Origin of the sequence: Craterilacuibacter sp., assembly GCF_051659485.1 — a bacterium.
In the GTDB taxonomy this organism is placed as follows: domain Bacteria; phylum Pseudomonadota; class Gammaproteobacteria; order Burkholderiales; family Chromobacteriaceae; genus Craterilacuibacter.
Window position 1 is genome coordinate 1 of sequence record NZ_JBOFOO010000145.1, and the last position, 20,227, is coordinate 20,227.

Genomic DNA, 20,227 nt, shown 5'->3' on the forward strand with positions numbered 1-20,227 from the left:
TGGGCGATCATCTCCACCGTCGCCGCCGGAATGTCGTAAATCTCGCTGTGCATCTTGTGATCGGCAATATTGTCGACCCGCACCGGCTGAAAGGTGCCGGCACCGACATGCAGGGTGACATAGGCAAGCTTCACGCCGTGCGCCTCAAGGCGGGCCAGCATTTCATCGGTAAAGTGCAGGCCGGCTGTCGGCGCGGCGACCGCGCCCTGCTCCTTGGCATACACAGTCTGGTAACGTGCGTCGTCGTCGCTGTCGGTGTCGCGCTCGATATAAGGCGGCAACGGCAGCTTGCCCGAAGCCTCAAGGATATCGAACAGGTTTTCCGTATCCAGAAAACGCAGTTTAAACAGTTCGCCCACACGCTCGACCATCTCGGCCTGCCAGCGTCCGGCAAACACCAGCCGCGTGCCCGGCTTGGGCGATTTGGACGCGCGCACATGCGCCAGCGCCGTATGTTCATCCAGCACCCGCTCGATCAGGGCTTCAATTTTGCCGCCCGAGGCTTTTTCGCCAAACAGACGCGCCTTGATCACCCGCGTATCGTTGAAAACCAGGACATCACCCGCGCTGAGCAAGCTTGGCAGATCGACAAACATCTTGTCGGTCAGCGCACTGCCGGCGACATGCAAAAGCCGGCTGGCGCCGCGCGTTTGTGGAGGATACTGGGCAATCAGGTGTTCGGGCAGGTGATAATCAAAATCAGACAGTTGCATGATGAAGCACTATTCAAGGCAAATGCGGGCGATTATACCCCTGCCACCTGTCCTGCGGCACGCAGCTTGCATGAGCAGTCAGGCTTTGCGCCAGATCAAGCCATATTTTAAGCGACAGGTACAAAATCGCAGCCATGCAGTAGAATGCCCGCCAATGCTAGTGTTTTAGCTCTACATACCCGCACGACAATAGCCATTTCAACTGCATGCACCTACTTGAATTTCTGCTAAAGCTGGACTTATTGCCGACATTTGCGGCAAACTTGCGTACATGATGAAAGCTGACTCTGCTCCGGATGCACGCCGTATTCTGGTTTTGCATGGCCCCAACCTCAATCTTCTCGGGTTGCGCGAGCCACAACACTACGGTAGCGACACGCTGGAAGATATCAACCAGCGCCTGCACCTGCAGGCTCAGGCCGCCGGTTTTGCACTGGAAACCCTGCAAAGCAATGCCGAGCATGTGCTGATCGATCGTGTGCACGCGGCGCTTGCCGACGGCACGGCCTTCATCATCATCAATCCCGCCGCCTTCACCCATACCAGCGTTGCGCTGCGTGATGCGATGGCCGGCGTCAAGATTCCCTTTATCGAAGTGCACCTGTCCAATGTGCATGCCCGTGAACCCTTCCGCCAGCATTCCTATTTTTCGGATCTGGCAGTCGGCGTCATCTGCGGACTGGGCGCTTCCGGTTACGAACTCGCACTGGCCCATGTGCTCACTGCCCTCCGCCAGTCGCGCTAAGCCAACAACTCATAAAGAAATTAGGATCAGCATGGACCTGCGTAAACTGAAAAAACTGATCGATCTGGTAGAAGAATCCGGCATTGCCGAGCTGGAAGTGACCGAGGGCGAAGAGAAAGTCCGCATTACCCGTGTTTCGCAACAGCACCAGATGTTTGCCCAACCCATGCAATACCAGCTGCCACAAGCCGCACCCGCGGCGGCCCCGGTAGCCGCCGCCCCGGTAGCCGCCGAAGTGACCCCGGCCAATAACGCCAATGCGGTCAAGTCGCCTATGGTCGGCACCTTCTACCGCTCATCCAGCCCGGGCTCCAAGGCATTTATTGAAGTGGGCCAGCAGGTCGCCGTCGGCGATAAACTGTGCATTATCGAAGCGATGAAGCTGATGAATGAAATCGAAGCCGACCGTGCCGGTGTGGTCACGGCTATCGTTGCCGAAGATGGCCAGCCGGTGGAATACGGCGAACCGCTGTTCATCATCGAATAAGGCTGTACACCCGTCACGAGCAGAAGAGCAAGACGCGGATCGTTCGCCGGTCGGCCTCTTGCTCTTTGCCTTTCTCACGCCTTGCGGAGATATGATTCATGTTCGAAAAAATCCTGATCGCCAACCGTGGTGAAATCGCGCTGCGTATCCAGCGTGCCTGCCGCGAAATGGGCATCAAAACCGTGGTGGTGTATTCCGAAGCCGACCGCGAAGCCAAATACGTCAAGCTGGCCGACGAGTCGGTATGCATCGGCCCGGCGCCATCCAGCAAAAGCTATCTGCATGTGCCGGCCATCATCGCCGCCGCTGAAGTGACCGATGCCCAAGCCATCCACCCCGGCTACGGCTTCCTGTCGGAAAACGCCGACTTTGCCGAGCGTGTCGAGCAGTCCGGCTTCGTATTTATCGGGCCGCGCGCGGAAACCATACGCCAGATGGGCGACAAGGTTTCGGCCAAGCACGCCATGATCGCCGCCGGCGTTCCCTGCGTGCCGGGTTCGGAAGGGGCGCTGCCGGATGACGACAGCGAAGCCATTATCCAGATCGCCAAGAAGATCGGCTATCCGATCATTATCAAGGCATCCGGTGGTGGTGGTGGCCGCGGCATGCGCGTGGTACACACCGAATCGGCATTGCTCAATGCGGTGGATATGACGCGTACCGAAGCGGGTGCCGCCTTTGGCAACCCGACCGTGTACATGGAGAAATACCTGCAGGAACCGCGCCATATCGAAATCCAGATTCTGGCCGACGAATACGGCGATGCGATCTATCTGGGCGAGCGCGACTGCTCGATGCAGCGTCGCCACCAGAAAATCATCGAAGAAGCACCGGCACCGGGCATTACCGACAAGCAGCGGAAGAAAATCGGTGAAGCCTGCGCCCAAGCCTGCCGCCGCATCGGCTACCGTGGCGCCGGCACCTTCGAATTCCTGTATGAAAACGACGAGTTCTACTTTATCGAAATGAACACCCGGGTACAGGTCGAACATCCGGTGACCGAGCTGATTACCGGCATCGATATCGTGCAGGAACAGATCCGCATCGCCGCCGGCGAAAAGCTGCGTTACAAGCAAAAAGACGTGCATCTCAAGGGCCACTCTATCGAGTGCCGTATCAATGCCGAAGATCCGTTTACCTTTGTCCCGTCTCCGGGCAAGATCGACGGCTATCATCCGGCCGGCGGCCCCGGTATCCGTATCGATTCGCACATTTATCAGGGTTACACCGTACCTTCACACTACGATTCCATGGTCGGCAAGGTGATTTCCTACGGCGACACCCGCGAACAGGCGATGGCGCGCATGCGTGTCGCCCTGTCCGAAATGGCCATCTCCGGCATCAAGACCAATATTCCGCTGCATCAGGAACTGCTGCTGGATAGCGCATTCCGTCGTGGCGGCACCAGCATTCACTATCTGGAAGAGCGCCTCGCCCAGATGAAAAAAGGAAACTGAATATGGCCTGGCAACAAGCCACCATTGATACCGACTCGGCTGTCGCCGAAAAATTTGCCGATGCACTGATGGATGCCGGCTGCCTGTCGGCATCCATCGAGGATGCGCTGGCCGGCACCGAGGCCGAGCAGCCGATCTTCGGCGAGCCGGGCGAACCGGTCGAGCAGATGTGGAAAAACAGCAAGATCATCGCGCTGTTCGAAGAAGACGCCGATCTGCTGCTGATGATCGCCGCCGCCGCGACGGCCTGCGCCATCGCCCTGCCCCCTTACACGCTGGAGCGGGTAGAAGAGCAGGACTGGGTGCGTCTGACCCAGAGCCAATTTGACCCTATCCGCATCTCCGAGCGCTTGTGGATCACCCCGACTTGGCATGATGCGCCGGACGCAAACGCGATCAACCTGCAACTCGATCCCGGTCTGGCTTTCGGTACCGGTAGTCACCCGACCACCCGTTTGTGCCTGCAATGGCTGGACGCCAGCATCAAGGGCGGCGAATCGGTACTCGACTACGGTTGCGGCTCCGGCATTCTGGCCATTGCGGCGCTCAAGCTTGGTGCCAACGAAGTCACCGGTGTCGATATCGACCCGCAAGCAGTGCGTGCCAGCATTGATAATGCGGCGCAAAACGGGGTCAGCGGCATGTTCTGTCTGCCGGATGCGACGCCTGCCACCAAGGTCGACGTGGTTGTCGCCAATATTCTGGCCAACCCGCTGCGTCTATTGGGTGAAATGCTGGCCAGCCACGTCAAGACCGGCGGCAACATCGTCCTCTCCGGCATCCTGCAAGAGCAGGCCGAAGAGCTGTCCGCCATCTACGCGGCCTGGTTCGAGATGGATGCGCCGGTGTTTGACGAAGGCTGGACCCGACTGACCGGAACGCGACGCGCCTGAATCATGCCAACTACACAATGCCCACAGTGCCAGACCCGTTTCAAGGTGAGCGATGCACAACTGGCCGTCGCCAGCGGTTTTGTCCGCTGCGGGCGTTGTGCGCATGTATTCAATGCTTCCGATTACCTGCAGGACATACCTCCGCCAGTGCCGGCTGCCGAGCCGCTGCCTGCACGCACGCCGGCAGACGACTTCGAGCTGGAGCTGCCGGATTTCGACCCGGCCGACTACCCGCCAACGCCTGCCGAAGCTGCCGGGCCGGCCATGATGCAGGCCGAAGCCGAAGCGGAACCCTGGCCGGCAGAAGAAGAACTGCCGCCACCAGCACCAGAAAACCCGGAGCTGGCGGAGTTCCAGCAAGCCTTGGCCGATGCTTTACGTAGCCCCAAGCAGGCCTCGCGCAGCATAGAGCCACCTGAGACGCCCCAAGCGACAGCGCCGCTGCCGGAAATGCCGCTGGGCAATCCCTTTGACGACGCCGTGGCCGAGCCGGATACCCTGCGCACAGCGCGCACAAGGCTGGAGCCGTCGATGGACGATAGCCGGCCCCCGGAGCCTGCCTTCGAGCATCCCACCCCGGCCGCTGCCGAGCCTAGCGCGCCGGCAGACCACAAACCCGCATCCAGGCGTGGCGGACTGAATGCCTTGCTGGCGGTGGCCAGCATAAGCGGTTTATTCATCCTCGCCGGCCAACTGGTCTACCTGAACCGCACCCGCATCAGTGCCGAGCTGCCCGAGCTGCGCCCGACACTGGAGCAGGTGTGCACCAATCTGGGCTGCACGGTTCCCCTGCCCACCGACCGCCAGCTGCTGCGTACCGAATGGTCGGAGCTGACGGTGGTGCCGGATCACCCTGGCCTCGTCCAGTTCACCGCCACGCTGAAAAACCATGCCCGCTATCCGCAAGCCTGGCCGGCGATGGAGCTGACACTGACCGACAGTGAAGACCGGGTACTGGTACGCAAGGTGCTGCCCCCTGCCGAATATTTGCCCGCCGCCGAACTCAAGGCCGGACGCTTTGCCGCCGGCAGTCAGGTACGCATCAGCCAACGCTTCGACGCTGCACGCCTGGGCGCGCGCAACGGCTCGCTGGGCTATAGCGTGAACTGGCTGTATCCGTGAGTAGCGAATTCGGTGTGACCACCATACAACACACAGAAAATGATGATGCTCTGTTTTTGCGAGCAGATAATTTAATTCATGAAGCTAAAAACAGTGGCCGCAACCAAGTTGGTATAGGGTAAAAATGTGTGAATACCTGAATTTTAAAGGCAAAACCATCTTGGTAACGGGAGGCACTTCGGGTATAGGCAAAGCCACCGCAAAATTGTTCAAGCAATTGGGTGCAACCGTATTTGCGACCGGCCGTCGCCTCGAGGCGGGTGCTGCGCTAGAAGCGGAGGGCATTGGTTTTTTACCGGCTAACCATCAGGACATGGCTGACTGTGAAAGGGTAGTGCAAACCGTAATAAGCAAAACAGGCCGCTTAGACGTGTTGTTCAACAATGCCGGTTGGATTTTTCTGGCCGATGCCGAGCATTCGAGCGAAGCTGACTGGCAGAAGATCCTTGATCTCAATGTCGTCGGAACATGGCGCATGGCCAAAGCGGTGATCCCCCATATGCGCGACCAAGGTGGCGGCGTTATTGTGAACAATGCATCAGACTGGGGACTAAAAGGCGGGCGAAATGCCGTGGCATATTGCAGTAGCAAAGGTGCGGTGGTGCAAATGACGAAGGCCTTGGCCTTAGACCATGGACCAGATGGCATTCGGGTAAATGCAGTATGCCCTGGAGACACCGTAGTGGAATGGTGGGAGTCTGGCCAGTATGAGGGAATGTCCGAAGTCAGCCCCGTTGCCGAGGCTCAGAATAAGGCCAAAGAATGGGTCCCCTTAGGGCGCTTGGGTTGTGGTGAGGATGTAGCTAAAGCCGTGGTTTTTCTGGCGAGCGAGTTGGCTGAATACATTACCGGCATTGCTTTGCCGGTAGATGGTGGCAATACCGCACAATAATAAAATGAAAACACCCATCCGTCTGGATGGGTGTTTTTGCATCGGCAGCAGGCGAAGGTCTAGTCGCCGAACTCGCTCTTGGGCGAGCGCTCCAGCAATTGCTCGACCACCTCTTGCGGCTGGGCGCCGTGATAGAGCAAAGCACACACGGCGGCCGTAATCGGCATATCGACTTCCAGCCGCTCAGCCATATTCAGCACTTCGCGTGCGGTGGAGACCCCCTCGGCCACATGCCCAAGCTCGGCCAGCACCACATCCAGCGGCTTGTTCTCGGCCAGCTTGAGCCCCACCTGACGGTTGCGCGATAGCGCACCGGTGCAGGTCAGGATCAGGTCGCCGACGCCAGACAAACCCAGCATGCTTTGCTGGCTGGCGCCCATAGCGACGGCCAGACGGGTGATCTCGGCCAGGCCGCGGGTAATCAGCGCCGCACGGCTATTCATCCCCAACCCCATGCCGTCGGCCACGCCGGTGGCAATCGCCATCACGTTCTTGACTGCACCGCCCACTTCGACGCCGACCAGATCGTCATTGGCGTAAATACGCAATAGCGGGCTGTGCAGCAAGCGTGCGTACTCGCTGGCAAAGGCCGCGTTTTCCGACCCCAGTGTCACCGCCGCCGGCATGCCTTGCGCCACTTCGCGCGCAAAACTCGGCCCGGACAGGGTGCCGCTACGTGTCAGATGCGGCATCTCTTCGTCCACCACCTGATGCGGCAGCAGACTGGAGCCGGCCTCGAAACCCTTGCAGGCCCACAATAGCGGCACATCATCCTGACGCAAGGCTTTGAGTGCCCGCAAGCTGGGGCGCAGGCCGGCAATCGGCGTCACCACCAACACCAGCTCGGCATCAGCCACCGCAGCAGACAGCTCGGCTGTCAGCGCCAGCGAGGCCGGCAAGGGGCAGCCATCCAGATAGCGGCGGTTGACGCCTTCCTCTGTCAGCGCCGCCATCAGCGCGGCATCGCGCCCCCACAAAGTCACTTCGTGCTGGCGGGCGAAGGCAATAGCGAGTGCAGTTCCCCAGGCACCCGCGCCCAATACGGCAAGTTTCATCTACTGCTCCCGTTCATCACAATCCCCACAGGGTATTGATGCGGGCAAAACCGCTCGCACCATCGCGGTGCTTGACCTTGACCCAGCCGGCCTGTGCCGGCGCGATCAGCTCGACCACCGCATCCTTGTCCAGACGATAGGCAACGGCGGCACTATCCGCAGCGGCGACTCTCACCTCGGCCGAAGCCGAGGTGACCACCAGCATGCGCTGCACAGACAAGGCTGCGGCAGGAATCCAGGCAATACCGCCACTGGCATCGCGTACCCGCGCCCACTCTTTCTGGGTGGATAGCACTTCGACCGGATAGTAGCGGCTGACAACAAACAGCTTTTTGGCATTCAGCGCCGGCGCATCATACAGCGAGACACCGGTTTCCTTGACCGAACGGAATTCCAGCGCAAACACCGGCGCGGCGGCAGACGCCGCCAGCACCAGCGCGGCCAGTGTATGGCTTAGCTTCATGATAATCAGGCGTTACCGGCTTCGGCCATCTGCGCGCGCTGCTGCATATACAGCGCCTCGAAGTTGATCGGTGCCAGCAGTACCGGCGGGAAGCCGGCGCGATTCACCAGACTGGAGACGGTTTCGCGTGCATACGGGAACAGGATGTTGGGGCAAGCCACACCCAGAATCGGATCGATATCTTCAGCCGGGATGTTTTCGATGCGGAAGATGCCGGACTGCGCCACTTCGCACAGGAACATGGTTTTGTCGGCCAGCTTGGCGGTGACGGTGATATTCAGCGTGCACTCGAAGAAGCCGTCATCAATCTGCTTGCCTTCGCTACCCAGCTGCATGTCGATTTCAGGCTGAGCCTGCTCAAGGAAGACCGCAGGGGCGTTGGGCACCTCCAGCGACAGATCCTTGACGTAGATTTTTTCGATGGAGAATACCGGCTGTACTTCTTGTTGTTCGCTCATAACAGATCTCGTAAAGATATTGGGTAAGAAAACATAAGGCTCAAGCAGATTCGCATCATCGCATGAAAGCGTGAACGACGGCCACTCAGTCAGCCAGCAGCACGTCCAGCTTGCCGGCATGGGCCAGCGCTTCCAGATCGTCGCAGCCCCCGACATGGGTTTCGCCGATGAAGATTTGCGGCACGGTACGGCGGCCGGTGATGCCCATCATGCTGTCGCGGGCAACAGGATCAAGGTCGATACGGACTTCCTCAATCTGCTCTACGCCCTTGCTTTTAAGGATCTGCTTGGCACGAATGCAATAAGGGCAGACCGCAGTGGTGTACATGGTGACTATTTTCATTTTGTGCCTCGCCCTCAAGGTGTGATCGGTAAACCGCGATTATAACGTCAACTCGCTGCCGCTATGCGGGCATAGCGTGCCAGCACCCCGTCCAGCAGCGCATCCAGATTCGGCTGCAGCTCGCTAGCACGCGAACTATTGATGATGGCCACGATAGCGAGACGCTCGCCATCCGGAGCCAGCCAGTAACCGGCCAGCGCGCGCACGCCGGACAAGGTTCCGGTTTTCAGGCGCAGGCGCGGCCCCCATTGTCCCAGACGCTGCTTGAGCGTGCCGCTTGCGCCGGCCACCGGCAAGCTGGCGATAAACTCGGCGGCATAGGGGCTACGCGCCGCTGCACGCAACAATTCGCCCAGTTCGCGCGCCGACACCCGTTCGCGCCGCGACAGGCCGGCACCGTTTTCCAGCACCAGGCCTTGTCCATCCAAGCTGTTGGCCGCCAGCACCTGCCCGACCACGCGACGGGCATCGGCGATGGTATCGCCGCTGACCGGGCGCTCGGCGCCCAGCGTCAAGAACAGGCTGCGCGCCATGGTGTTATTGCTGTACTGGTTGATGGCGGCCAAGGCCTGCACCAAGGGCGGCGAGCTGTAGCGTGCCAGGCGCCGCGCATCTACCGGTGTCCTGCCTACGGCAAAACCGGCCGGCCCCAAGCCGCCCAGCCTTGCCCAGCGCGCGGCAAAGGCCTGCGCGGCATAGTCATCGGCCGACAGTACATTGACAAAGCTGCTTGCGCCGTCACAGACACGCGGCAAGCTGCCGCTGACGCGGATCTGGCTACCCTGCTGGCGGATTTCGACGCGGCGGCGCACATCGCCGCAACGGCTCTCGCCACGATCGCCGCCATCACTCAGTTCCGAGAGCAGCGTCACGCCGGACAAGGCCGGCTCCAGCACCACCCGCGCCGCGCCGCCCTCGTTGTAATAATGCAACCAGGCCACCTTGAGATGGGTCAGGTGGGTATCGGGTGCGACGGCAAAGGCACGCTCGGCATCGGCATCGAAATCGTCGGCACTGCCGCTGCCGCTAAAAGCGCCCTTATCCAGCACCAGCCGCCCACTGATACGCGTCACACCGCGCAGGCGCAACTCGCCCAGCAGCGCATCCAGCGCCGGCAGGTCAAATAAGGGATCGCCACGCCCCAGCCAGACAAGATCGCCCTGCAAGGTATCGCCGACGATGGGCGCGCTCGCCAGCAGATCGCTATGCCAGCGCCACGCCGGCCCCAACGTCTCCAGCGCGGCAAAACTGGTCACCAGCTTCATGGTCGAGGCCGGATTGACCGCCACATCGGCGCGATGCTCGGCCAGTACGTCAGGGCTTCCGACCCTGCCCACCCACAGCGCAACTTCATCCGCGCGCAAGCCGGCCAGATCAAGCGATTCTGCCTTCAAGGGCAACGCCAGCGCGGCCAGCAGGCTAGCCAATAGGTAAGCGTGCTTCATCACATCTCCGTCGGATCGACATCCAGCGACCAGCGCAGGCCACGGGCAGCCTTGCGCCCCAGCCCTGCAAGCACCGGCAGCAAGCTATCCAGAAACTGGTGCAAGGCACGCCGGTCGGCACACTCGATCACCAGTTGCATGCGCTCGCGCCCGGCCAGACGCGCCATGGTGGCCGGCGCCGGCCCGAATAACGCCACCGGCCCCGCCCATGCGCCGGCTTCGTCCTTGACCTGCTGCAAAAAAGCGTCGGCTTCGTGTGCCGCATGCGCATCGGCGCGCAGCAAAGCCTGAAAAATAAGCGGCGGAAAATGTGCATCACGCCGTGCCGCCAGCTCGCGGATGGCGAAACCGTCAAAGTCGTGCGCCACCAGCGACAGATACAAGGGATGCTCTGGCCATTGCGTCTGCACCAGCACTTCGCCGCGCAGGCCAGCGCGGCCGGCACGCCCGGCCACCTGCATCAGCATGGAAAACAGGCGTTCACCGGCACGAAAATCGGCCGAATACAGGCCGCCATCGGCGCCCAGCACCAGCACCAGACTCAGGGCACCAAAGTCATGTCCCTTGGCCAGCATCTGGGTGCCGATCAGGATATCCACCTCGCCGGCGTGCACCTTGCGGTAGACCTCGTCCCACGCATCCTTGCTGCGGGTACTGTCGCGGTCTATGCGCAAGACGCGCGCCTCGGGCAACAGGCGCTGGATGGCCGACTCCAGCCGCTGCGTGCCTTCGCCCAAGGGCTGGATGTCGAGATTGCCGCAATCCGGGCATACGCGCGGTACGGCTTCTTCCCAGCCGCAATGGTGGCAACGCAACACGCGCTGCATCAGATGCAACACCAGCTTGCTGGAGCAGCGCTTGCAACCCGAGGTCCAGCCGCATTGCGGGCAGGCCAGCACCGGCGAGTAACCGCGCCGGTTGATAAATACCAGGCTCATCTCGCGCCGCTGCAGCCTTTTTTGCAAAGCCGCCACCACCGGCTCGGACAGGCCGTCAGTCAGGCGCAGCAAGCGCGTATCGACCAGATGGACCGCCGGCAAGACGGCGCCGGCATGCGCACGCTCGCGCAAATACAGGCGGCGATAACGGCCGGCCTCGGCATTGGCCACCGTTTCCAGACTGGGCGTCGCGCTGCCCAGTACAATGGGCACGCCGGCGTCGCGGGCGCGCCAGATAGCCAGATCGCGGGCATGGTAGCGCAGGCCGTCCTGCTGCTTGAGTGAGCCGTCGTGCTCTTCGTCCACCACGATCAGCCCCAGCGCAGGCAGCGGAACGAATACCGACAGCCGGGTGCCGATCACGATGCCGGCACGCCCCTGCCAGGCATCAACCCAAGCTTCCAGCCGCTCGCCATCGGCCAGCGAACTATGTAGCGCGGCGATGCGGGTGGCCGGGAAACGGCCGGCAAAGCGTTGCAGCAACTGCGGCGTCAGGCTGATTTCCGGCACCAGTACCAGCACCTGACGGCCGGCAGCCAGCGCGCATTCGATCAGGCGCAGATAGACTTCGGTCTTGCCGCTACCGGTCACCCCTTGCAACAGCCAACTCTGGAAATGGCCGAAACTGGCGCTAATGGCATCCAGCGCGGCCTGCTGCTCTTGATTCAAACCGGGTCCGGCGGCAACGGCCAGTTCGGGTAGCGCGGGTAACACCCGCTCGGCCTTGCCCTCTTCCTGCCATTGCGCCAGCACCTTGCCCGCCTGCATAGAGACGGCACGCAAAGCCGCCAAAGGCAATGCCCCACCCTGTAAAGCCTGCCACAAGGCCAGCCGTGCACGCTGACGTGGCGGCGGCGCCTCGGCGAGACCCACAGTCGTCAATCCCCAGAGCCGCCGGTCCGCCAAGCGCGCAGCTTGCGGCACGCGCAAGGCAGTCGGCAAGGCGGTAAATAGCGCAGCACCCTTGGGATAGTGGTAATAGGCGGCCACAAAATCGATCAGGCGCAATAGTGCGGCAGGCAAGGGCGGCAACTCGTCAAATACACCCGCCACAGGCTTTATTTTCGCCGGATCAAGTGCCGGACTCACCACACCGCTACTGACCACGGCACACTGCTTGCGACCGCGAAAGTTCACCTCTACCCGTGTACCGGGTGCGAGTGCCGCCGGCGCAAGATAGGTGAATGTCCCGTGCAAGGGCACATCCAGCAGCACCTCGACTGTTTCGAATGTATCCATCTTTACCCTGCTAGCACGCAAAACCATATCTGGCGCGGGTTTGCGCAAGCTGTACACAATTTTTGTGGATAACTTTGTGCACAACCCTGAGAAAACCGCTGGAAAAGCCGGCAGGCCTGCCGTTTCTGTGGATTGCACAAATTTTAAACAATCGCGCAAAGCCTTATTACATAAGGGTTTGCGCGATTGATGTTTTTTTTGTTACAACAGGCTTGACAGATGACGTTCGCCGCCCGCCTGATGTGCATAACTTGGTGGATCAATGTTGGCGCCGGCTGTCAACCATGCCGTACGCCCGTATTAAAATGCCATAAAGATACGCATTGACCTTAGCCGTGATAGGCCCGCGACAGCCGGTGCACGCTCTCGACCAGTACCCCGGCGTGTGCCGGATCGGCAAATTGCGAGATGCCGTGACCAAGATTGAATACATGGCCGCTGCCACTGCCGTAAGACGCCAGAATGCGTGCCACTTCCTGCGCTATGCCCTCGGGGCTGCCGAACAAGACATTAGGGTCAAGATTGCCCTGCAAGGCGACCTTGCCGCCGACGCGGGCGCGGGCGTCACCGATATCGGTGCTCCAGTCCAGACCCAGGGCATCGGCACCGGTTTCAGCCATGGCTTCCAGCCACTGGCCACCACCCTTGGTAAACAGGATCACCGGCACGCGGCGTCCTTCGTGCTCGCGGATCAGCCCGCTGACGATCTGCTGCATATAGGACAGCGAGAACTCGCGGTAGGCAGGTCCGGTCAGCGCACCGCCCCAGGTATCGAAAATCTGTACGGCCTGCGCGCCGGCACGAATCTGGGCGTTCAGGTATTCGGTTACCGTGCGCGCATTGACATCCAGAATGTGGTGCAGCAATTCGGGGCGGCCGTACATCATCGCCTTCAGATGACGGAAGTCGGCCGAACCACCGCCCTCTATCATGTAGCACGCCAGCGTGAACGGACTGCCGGAAAAACCGATCAGCGGCACACGCCCGTCCAGCGCCTTACGGATGCTGGATACGGCGTCGAATACATACTGCAGCTTGTCTTCCACATGTGGCGCGACCAGCGCCTTGATCGCGGCTTCATCGCGCAGCGGACGCTCGAATTTAGGGCCTTCGCCATCGGCAAAATACAAGCCCAGCCCCATGGCGTCGGGCACGGTCAGAATATCGGAGAACAGGATGGCCGCATCCAGCGGAAAACGCTCCAGCGGCTGCAGTGTCACTTCGGTCGCGTAGTCCGGGCTGGTACACAAACCCATGAAGCTGCCGGCACGGGCACGCGTGGCGCGATATTCCGGCAGATAGCGTCCGGCCTGACGCATCATCCACACCGGGGTGTAGGCCACCGGCTGCTTCAGCAGCGCGCGTAAAAAGGTATCGTTTTTAAGTTGGGTCATGTGATAAGCCACGTCGTTTGCATGCCGGCCATTATACCTGCAAGCCTGCCGCCATAAAGGCAAGGACGGCATGAGCGGGCTTAGCCGGCCATGCCGTCATCAAAATGTCCGCCAGCAGCGGGCTATACGTCGGCAATCGCCTCGTTGCCCTTGGCTTCCATCCAGCCGCGACGGCTGGCAGCCTCACCCTTGCCCATCAGCATGGTAAACATGCGGCGGGTCTCGTCGGCTGCGCCGCCACGCACCTTGACCCGCGACAGGCGGCGGGTATCGGGATGCATGGTCGTGTCTTTCAGCTGCTCCGGATTCATCTCGCCCAAGCCCTTGAAGCGGGAGATGCTCCATGTGCCTTCACGTACATTTTCGCTGCGTAGCCGGTCGATGATGGCTTCCAGCTCGCCCTCGTCCAGCGCATACAGCTTGCGGGGCGGGCGGTTTTTGCCCGAGCCCGGCACATCGACACGATACAGCGGCGGCTGCGCAATATGAATATGCCCCGCAGACAGCAAGCGGGAGAAGTGGCGGTAAAACAGCGTCAGCAGCAGCACCTGAATATGCGAACCATCCACGTCGGCATCGGACAGGATGGCGATTTTGCCGTAGCGCAGGCCGGACAAATCCGCATCCTCGCCCGGTGCATGCGGGTCAACGCCGATCGCCACCGAGATATCGTGGATTTCGGCATTGGAAAACAGCTGGTCACGGTCGGTCTCCCAGCTATTGAGCACCTTGCCGCGCAAAGGCAGGATGGCCTGATATTCCTTGTCGCGCGCCAGCTTGGCCGAACCGCCGGCCGAGTCACCCTCGACCAGGAAAAGCTCGTTGCGGGCGATATCTTCACTCTCGCAATCGGTCAGCTTGCCCGGCAACACGGCCACGCCCGAGCCCTTTTTCTTCTCGACCTTTTTGACCGAGCGCAAACGCGACTGCGCCTGGCGGATGGCCAACTCGGCGATCTTCTTGCCGGCTTCTACATGCTGGTTCAACCACAGCTCGACCGGATCGCGCACCACCGATGAAATCAGCTTGAGTGCATCGCGGCTGGTGAGTTTGTCCTTGGTCTGCCCCTGAAACTGCGGATCGAGTACCCGTGCCGACAGCACGAAACGTACCCGGCTCCACACGTCCTCGGCCATCAGCTTGACGCCGCGCGGCAAGAGATTGTGCAGATCGACAAAACTCTTCACCGCATCGAACACACCGGCGCGGATGCCGGCCTCGTGCGTACCGCCCAGCGGGGTCGGAATCAGGTTGACGTAGCTCTCGCCACCACCGGCCTCATCGAACCATGCCAGCGCCCATTGCGCGCCCTCGCCCGGGGCATACTGCTCGTGATCCGGCCCGATAAAGGCTTCTGCGGCAAACAGCGGCGCAATCGGTTCGTCCCCGCCACACAACTCGGCCAGATAGCTCTTGAGGCCGTCGGGGTACTGCCAGACCCGGACTTCGTCGCCACCGGCCTTTTCCAGCGTCAGGCTGACCACCACGCCAGGCAACAGCACCGCCTTGGCACGCAGCAGACGATCCAGTTCGGTAATGGAGTAACGCGGGCTTTCGAAATACTTGCCATCCGGCCAGATACGGACGCGGGTGCCGCTGGTACGCGCCCCGCAATCGCCGATACGCGCCAGCGGCTCGATCACATCCCCGCCGGAGAAGGCCAGCTGATAAACCCCGCCTTCGCGCTTGACCTCGACTTCCAGCCGGGTAGACAAGGCATTGGTCACCGACACGCCGACACCGTGCAGGCCGCCGGAGAAGGCGTAAGCCCCCCCATCCTTCTTGTTGAACTTGCCGCCGGCGTGCAAGCGGGTAAACACCAGTTCGACCACCGCCACGTTCTCCTGCGGATGCAGGCCGACCGGAATGCCGCGGCCATCGTCCTCGACCGACAGCGAGCCATCCAGATGCACGGTTACGGCAATCTTCTTGGCAAAGCCGCCCAGCGCTTCGTCGGCGGCGTTGTCTATGACTTCCTGACAGATATGGGTGGGGTCGGTGGTACGGGTATACATCCCCGGGCGCTCTTTGACCGGCTCCAGGCCTTTGAGTACCCGTACTGAAGATTCATCGTATTGTTGGGTCATGATGTCCTGTTGAATATTATGGTCACCAACTACAGCCGGGCAAGTTCACGGTCATGCAGTCGGGACAGCAGTAATTGTGATGTCAGTGCACCGATAAGGGCGAGGAACATGTCCCACTGGGTGTCCCACCGGTCGCCCTGGGTCGCGAGAAAGGCATCGGCATCCGCGCCGATGGAGATGGCGACCCACCATTCGATCAGCTCATAGAAGGCTGAAAATGCCAGACAAAACGAGGTGACAAGCAAGGTCAGCCAGAAGCCGCGCTTGAGCGCCGTCTTTCTGAGCAAGACTTCGCGCGCCAGAATGGCCGGTACAAAACCCTGCGCCAAATGGCCCAGCCTGTCGTAGTGATTGCGGGAAAGATCCAGTGCATCGCGCAGCCACAAGCCTGCCGGTACTTCGGCATAGGTATAGTGCGCTCCCTGCAGCAGGATGGCGCTATGCAGCAGCATCAGCCACAGCGCAAGCCGCGTCCATGCGAAGCGCGGCCATAAGCCAAGCACCAGCGGCAGGCCCAGCAATACCGGCAAGGCCTCCAGCAACCAGGTTGCGCGATCATGCGGCGCGATAGCCGACCATAGCGTGATGGGTAGCAGCCATAGCAATAGCCACCACGGGCGCGACAACCGACTGGCGGGCCTCAGCCGTCGAGCCCCCGCGCATCACCGACACGCGCGATGAACTCCTCGTGCGTCTCCATGCCCTTGAGAAAGCGCGACAACTCGTGCAAGGCACGCTCGTATACGCCACGCTTAAACTCGATCACGCTGTCTATCGGTGCCCAGTAGTCGTTCCAGCGCCAGCCATCAAACTCAGGGTGATTGGTGGCGCGCAGACAAACATCGTTATCGCGCCCGACCAGCCTGAGTAAAAACCAGATCTGCTTTTGCCCTTTGTAACTGCCGCGCCACTCGCGCCTGACCCAACTGGTCGGCACCTCATAGCGCAGCCAGTCGCGCGTGCGGCCAATAATCCTGACATGGCGGGGCAGCAAGCCGACTTCTTCCATCAGTTCGCGATACATGGCAGCCTCCGGGCTTTCGCCCGGCTTGATACCTCCTTGCGGAAACTGCCACGAATGCTCGCGCACGCGTTTGCCCCAGAACACCTCATTGTGTTGATTAATGAGGATGATTCCGACATTGGGGCGGTATCCATCCCGGTCCAGCATGGTGAAACCTGCATTCATGAGTTGCGGGGATTTTTGCACATTTCACCACACCGTGCCATCGGCACGCGCCTTGATCGGCGCGGATTGTACATTTGACGCGCCGCAACAGCCGTTAAATATAATTGACGCAGCCCGTTCAGGCGGCTACAAGACAAGGAGGCACCAATTACGCCATAAGAATAAAAGAGACAACATCCATTATGCAGAGCATGGCAAAAACCACCTGGCGGGCGCCCACCCCGCCCCACTTGCGCAGCCCCTTGCCCGGCGTGACCTAAGCCCGTTTCCCCTAACTGCGCCCTCTTTCAAGCAAGTACGCAAGTAAAAGGAAACGACTGATGAGCAATTTATCCAACTGGCTAAACGAGCGCGGCATCACCCGCGTCGAATGCCTGATTCCCGATCTATCCGGTACCGCACGCGGCAAGCGTGTATCCAGCGACAGCCTGACAACAGGCAGTGAATTGCGCTTCCCTCTGGTGGGGCTGGTGCAAAGCATCAGCGGGGACTGCCAGCAACAACTGGTGCCCGCTACAGACCCCGACATGCGTCTGATCGCCGACCTTGCCAGCCTGCGCCCACTGCCTTGGGCCAGCGAGCCTACCGCCCAGCTGATTCATGATTGCCATGCCGAAGATGGCACGCCGGTTCCACAAGCTCCACGCAATGTACTCAAACGGGTACTTGCACATTATCAGGCACTGGGCTTGCAACCCATTGTGGCCCCTGAAATGGAGTTTTACCTGACAGCAGCGGCAGCCGACCCATGCCAGCCACCCGGTGCGCCCAGTGGCCGGCATGGCCAGCGCGAAACACGGCGACGCCCCTACAGCATCGATGCCGCCGATACCTTCAGCGCGGTACTCGACGATATCTACCGCTACTGCCACGAGCAGGGCATAGGTGCGGCGGCGGTATTGCATGAAGTCGGACGTGGCCAGCTGGAAATCAATCTGGATCATGGCGACGCACTGGCGTTGGCCGACCAGGTCTTCCTGTTCAAACGTACCGTACATGAAGCTGCCCGCCAGCACGGGCTGATTGCCACGTTCATGGCCAAGCCTATGGCCGATGATGCAGGCAGTGCCATGCATATCCATCAAAGCCTGATCCATCTGCAAACCGGCCTGAATGCCTTCTCCCTGCCCGATGGCAAGCCGGCACCCTGCTTTTTCCATTACATCGGCGGCTTGCAGCACTACCTGCCGGACGCCATGTTGCTGTTTGCCCCCTATGTCAATTCCTTCCGCCGGCTGGCTCCCTTCTCGGCTGCGCCTATCAATGTGGCGTGGGGCTACGATAACCGCACCTGCGGTCTGCGTATTCCGCATAGCCCGCCCGCAGCCCGCAGGGTAGAAAACCGTCTGCCGGGGGTGGATGCCAATCCTTATCTCGCCCTGGCTGCGACACTGGCATGTGGCTTGCTTGGGATCAGGCAGGAGATCAAGCCGGATGCCGCACTGCAAGGCAGTGCCTACGGCCTGCCCTATGCGTTTCCCCGCACACTAGGCAACGCCATTACCGCCTTGGAAAACAGCGAGGATCTGGCCGAAATACTCGGTGCCGAATTTGTCGCCAGTTACTGTGCTCTCAAGAAAGTGGAAGACGAGGAATTCAACCGCATCGTCACACCATGGGAGCTGCAGAACTTACTGGAATACGTCTGATGAGTTAACCGCCAGGCTGTACTTGCACAACCGTAATTTTCCCCTGAGCAAGCGCAGCAAGGCTTGCTCAGCGGCGGACTGATGACCAAGGAGAAGAAGAAAAATGCAAAAAACCACGATAGCCATCATGCTCGCCGGCCTGCTCGGCAGCCACGCAGTGCTAGCAGCCAGCAAAGAAGTCAATGTCTACAACTGGCCTGACTATATCGCAGAAGACACGGTTCCGAACTTCCAGAAGGAAACCGGGATCAAGGTGCGTTACGACGTGTACGACAGTAACGAGATCCTGCAAGCCAAACTGCTGACCGGCCAATCAGGCTACGACATCGTCGTGCCCAGTAACACTTTTCTTGCAAAGCAGATCCAGTCCGGGCTCTACCATCCGCTAGACAAGAGCAAGCTGAGCAACTACAAAGGGCTGGATCCCGAGGTAATGAAGTTGCTTGCCGAAGCCGACCCCGGCAACAAGTACGCGATACCCCACCTGTGGGGGATGAATACACTGGGAATCAACGTCGACAAGGTCAACAAGGCGCTCGGCGGAAAGCTACCGGCCAACCAGTGGGATTTGCTATTCAAGCCCGAGTACGTATCCAAGCTCAAGAACTGCGGTGTCAGCATTTTCGATTCACCATCCGAAGTCTTCCCGATGGCACTGCACTACCTGGGCAAGGATCCGGCTAGCAAGAACGAAGCCGACTACAAGGCGGCAGCACTGCTGCTCAAACAGATCCGCCCGTCCATCACCCGCTTCTCTTCCTCCGGCTACATCAACGAACTGGCTGGTGGCTCGCTATGTCTGGTACTCGGCTTCGGTGGCGACTTCAATATCGCACGCAACAGGGCACTTGAGACGAAGAACGGCGTCAAGATACAGCCACTGGTTCCCGCGCAAGGCGTCGGCATCTGGATCGACAGCATGGTGATACCCAAAGATGCCAAAAATATCGACAACGCGTACAAGTTCATCGACAACAACCTGCGCCCTAAGGTCGCCGCAGCCAATGCCAACTACGTGACGTTCGCGTCGGGCAGCCTGGAAGCACGCAAGTTCATCAATAAGGAAAACCTCGCGAACCCATCTATCTTCCCGAGTCAGGCGGTGATGGCCAAGAGCTTCATCATGAAGCCTATCGACCCGAAAGTGCAGCGTGTGAGCACGCGACTGTGGATGGAAATCAAGACCGGAAAATAAGTAGCGCCGCCACGCCCCCCCCAACTAGGTTATGGTTTTTGGGGCGTGGCGCTACGATAACCGCACCTGCTGGCCGCGACACTGGCATGTGGTTTGCTTGGGATCAGGCAGAAGATCAGATGCCGCACTGCAAGGCAGTGCCTACGGTCTGCGACGCTAGGCAACGCCATTACCGCCTTGGAAAACAGCACGGATCTGGCCGAAATACTCGGTGCCGAATTTGTCGCCCGTTACTGTGCACACAGTAAAGTGGAGAACGAGGAATTAAACCGCATCGTCACGCCATGGGCACTGCAGAACTTCCTAAAATAAGTCTGATGGGTTAACCGCCAAGCTGTACTTGCACGACCGTAATCCGCCCCTGAACAGGCGCAGCAAGGCTTGATCAGCGGTGGGCTGATAACCAAGGAGAAGGAGAAAAATGCAAAAAACTACGATAGCCATCATGCTCGCCGGCCTGTTC

General features: G+C 60.2%; 20 protein-coding genes. 9 read left to right on the plus strand and 11 right to left on the minus strand.

Annotation, left to right across the window (positions count from 1 at the left end):
• Positions 1 to 713: tRNA preQ1(34) S-adenosylmethionine ribosyltransferase-isomerase QueA (queA, locus tag ACRC1E_RS04985; protein WP_438514005.1), on the minus strand; the 713-nt coding region annotated here is incomplete at its 3' end.
• A 274-nt stretch (positions 714 to 987) separates the two neighbouring features.
• Here queA and aroQ point away from each other — a divergent pair.
• The 6 genes from aroQ (at position 988) to ACRC1E_RS05015 (ending at position 6,309) form a co-directional block, all read left to right on the plus strand.
• Complete coding sequence (aroQ, locus tag ACRC1E_RS04990; RefSeq protein ID WP_438514023.1) at positions 988 to 1,458, plus strand: type II 3-dehydroquinate dehydratase; 471 nt, start codon at positions 988 to 990, stop codon at positions 1,456 to 1,458.
• Positions 1,459 to 1,489: 31 nt separating this feature from the next.
• The gene (gene accB, locus ACRC1E_RS04995; protein ID WP_438514006.1) at positions 1,490 to 1,945 is read left to right on the plus strand and encodes an acetyl-CoA carboxylase biotin carboxyl carrier protein; all 456 of its coding nucleotides are present in this window, start codon (positions 1,490 to 1,492) and stop codon (positions 1,943 to 1,945) included.
• Between the two features lie 98 nt (positions 1,946 to 2,043).
• A complete protein-coding gene (gene accC, locus ACRC1E_RS05000) occupies positions 2,044 to 3,402 on the plus strand; it encodes an acetyl-CoA carboxylase biotin carboxylase subunit (RefSeq protein WP_438514007.1) in 1,359 nt (452 codons plus the stop codon).
• A gap of 2 nt (positions 3,403 to 3,404) precedes the next feature.
• Entirely contained in the window at positions 3,405 to 4,295 is an 891-nt protein-coding gene (prmA, locus tag ACRC1E_RS05005; RefSeq protein ID WP_438514008.1) for a 50S ribosomal protein L11 methyltransferase, read from the plus strand.
• 3 nt (positions 4,296 to 4,298) lie between these two features.
• Positions 4,299 to 5,417: a DUF3426 domain-containing protein gene (locus ACRC1E_RS05010; RefSeq protein WP_438514009.1), complete on the plus strand. Its 1,119-nt coding sequence runs from the start codon at positions 4,299 to 4,301 to the stop codon at positions 5,415 to 5,417.
• 124 nt (positions 5,418 to 5,541) lie between these two features.
• The gene (locus tag ACRC1E_RS05015; protein ID WP_438514010.1) at positions 5,542 to 6,309 is read left to right on the plus strand and encodes an SDR family NAD(P)-dependent oxidoreductase; all 768 of its coding nucleotides are present in this window, start codon (positions 5,542 to 5,544) and stop codon (positions 6,307 to 6,309) included.
• 59 nt (positions 6,310 to 6,368) lie between these two features.
• Here the strand turns inward: ACRC1E_RS05015 and ACRC1E_RS05020 are convergent, their stop codons facing one another.
• From ACRC1E_RS05020 to ACRC1E_RS05065, 10 genes are all read right to left on the minus strand, one after another.
• On the minus strand, positions 6,369 to 7,364 hold the full coding sequence (locus tag ACRC1E_RS05020; RefSeq protein ID WP_438514011.1) for an NAD(P)H-dependent glycerol-3-phosphate dehydrogenase: 996 nt from the start codon (positions 7,362 to 7,364) through the stop codon (positions 6,369 to 6,371).
• A gap of 16 nt (positions 7,365 to 7,380) precedes the next feature.
• Positions 7,381 to 7,827 (minus strand): SH3 domain-containing protein, encoded by a 447-nt coding sequence (locus ACRC1E_RS05025; protein ID WP_438514012.1) that lies wholly within the window; start codon positions 7,825 to 7,827, stop codon positions 7,381 to 7,383.
• Positions 7,828 to 7,832: 5 nt separating this feature from the next.
• On the minus strand, positions 7,833 to 8,285 hold the full coding sequence (secB, locus tag ACRC1E_RS05030; protein WP_438514013.1) for a protein-export chaperone SecB: 453 nt from the start codon (positions 8,283 to 8,285) through the stop codon (positions 7,833 to 7,835).
• A gap of 85 nt (positions 8,286 to 8,370) precedes the next feature.
• Complete coding sequence (grxC, locus tag ACRC1E_RS05035; RefSeq protein ID WP_438514014.1) at positions 8,371 to 8,628, minus strand: glutaredoxin 3; 258 nt, start codon at positions 8,626 to 8,628, stop codon at positions 8,371 to 8,373.
• 47 nt (positions 8,629 to 8,675) lie between these two features.
• Complete coding sequence (gene dacB, locus ACRC1E_RS05040) at positions 8,676 to 10,073, minus strand: D-alanyl-D-alanine carboxypeptidase/D-alanyl-D-alanine endopeptidase (protein WP_438514015.1); 1,398 nt, start codon at positions 10,071 to 10,073, stop codon at positions 8,676 to 8,678.
• Positions 10,073 to 12,250 carry a primosomal protein N' gene (locus ACRC1E_RS05045; RefSeq protein WP_438514016.1) on the minus strand — a complete coding sequence of 726 codons (2,178 nt, stop codon included), beginning with the start codon at positions 12,248 to 12,250 and terminating at the stop codon, positions 10,073 to 10,075. The genes dacB and ACRC1E_RS05045 overlap by 1 nt, the downstream gene beginning before the upstream one ends.
• A 329-nt stretch (positions 12,251 to 12,579) precedes the next feature.
• Positions 12,580 to 13,644 (minus strand): uroporphyrinogen decarboxylase, encoded by a 1,065-nt coding sequence (hemE, locus tag ACRC1E_RS05050; protein ID WP_438514017.1) that lies wholly within the window; start codon positions 13,642 to 13,644, stop codon positions 12,580 to 12,582.
• Between the two features lie 122 nt (positions 13,645 to 13,766).
• Positions 13,767 to 15,731 (minus strand): DNA topoisomerase IV subunit B, encoded by a 1,965-nt coding sequence (gene parE, locus ACRC1E_RS05055; protein ID WP_438514018.1) that lies wholly within the window; start codon positions 15,729 to 15,731, stop codon positions 13,767 to 13,769.
• 29 nt (positions 15,732 to 15,760) lie between these two features.
• Positions 15,761 to 16,357 carry a DUF2238 domain-containing protein gene (locus tag ACRC1E_RS05060; protein WP_438514019.1) on the minus strand — a complete coding sequence of 199 codons (597 nt, stop codon included), beginning with the start codon at positions 16,355 to 16,357 and terminating at the stop codon, positions 15,761 to 15,763.
• A 14-nt stretch (positions 16,358 to 16,371) separates the two neighbouring features.
• Positions 16,372 to 16,902, minus strand: a complete 531-nt coding sequence (locus ACRC1E_RS05065; protein ID WP_438514020.1) for an RNA pyrophosphohydrolase — start codon at positions 16,900 to 16,902, stop codon at positions 16,372 to 16,374.
• Positions 16,903 to 17,240: 338 nt separating this feature from the next.
• Between ACRC1E_RS05065 and ACRC1E_RS05070 the strand changes: the two genes are divergently transcribed.
• The 3 genes from ACRC1E_RS05070 to ACRC1E_RS05080 all read left to right on the plus strand — a co-directional run bounded on the left by ACRC1E_RS05070 (position 17,241) and on the right by ACRC1E_RS05080 (position 20,076).
• The gene (locus tag ACRC1E_RS05070; protein WP_438514021.1) at positions 17,241 to 18,569 is read left to right on the plus strand and encodes a glutamine synthetase family protein; all 1,329 of its coding nucleotides are present in this window, start codon (positions 17,241 to 17,243) and stop codon (positions 18,567 to 18,569) included.
• A 103-nt stretch (positions 18,570 to 18,672) separates the two neighbouring features.
• The gene (locus tag ACRC1E_RS05075; protein ID WP_438514022.1) at positions 18,673 to 19,764 is read left to right on the plus strand and encodes a polyamine ABC transporter substrate-binding protein; all 1,092 of its coding nucleotides are present in this window, start codon (positions 18,673 to 18,675) and stop codon (positions 19,762 to 19,764) included.
• An 81-nt stretch (positions 19,765 to 19,845) separates the two neighbouring features.
• Positions 19,846 to 20,076, plus strand: coding sequence for a hypothetical protein (locus tag ACRC1E_RS05080; RefSeq protein ID WP_438514024.1), 231 nt, complete (start codon positions 19,846 to 19,848; stop codon positions 20,074 to 20,076).
• Positions 20,077 to 20,227: the final 151 nt, after the last annotated feature.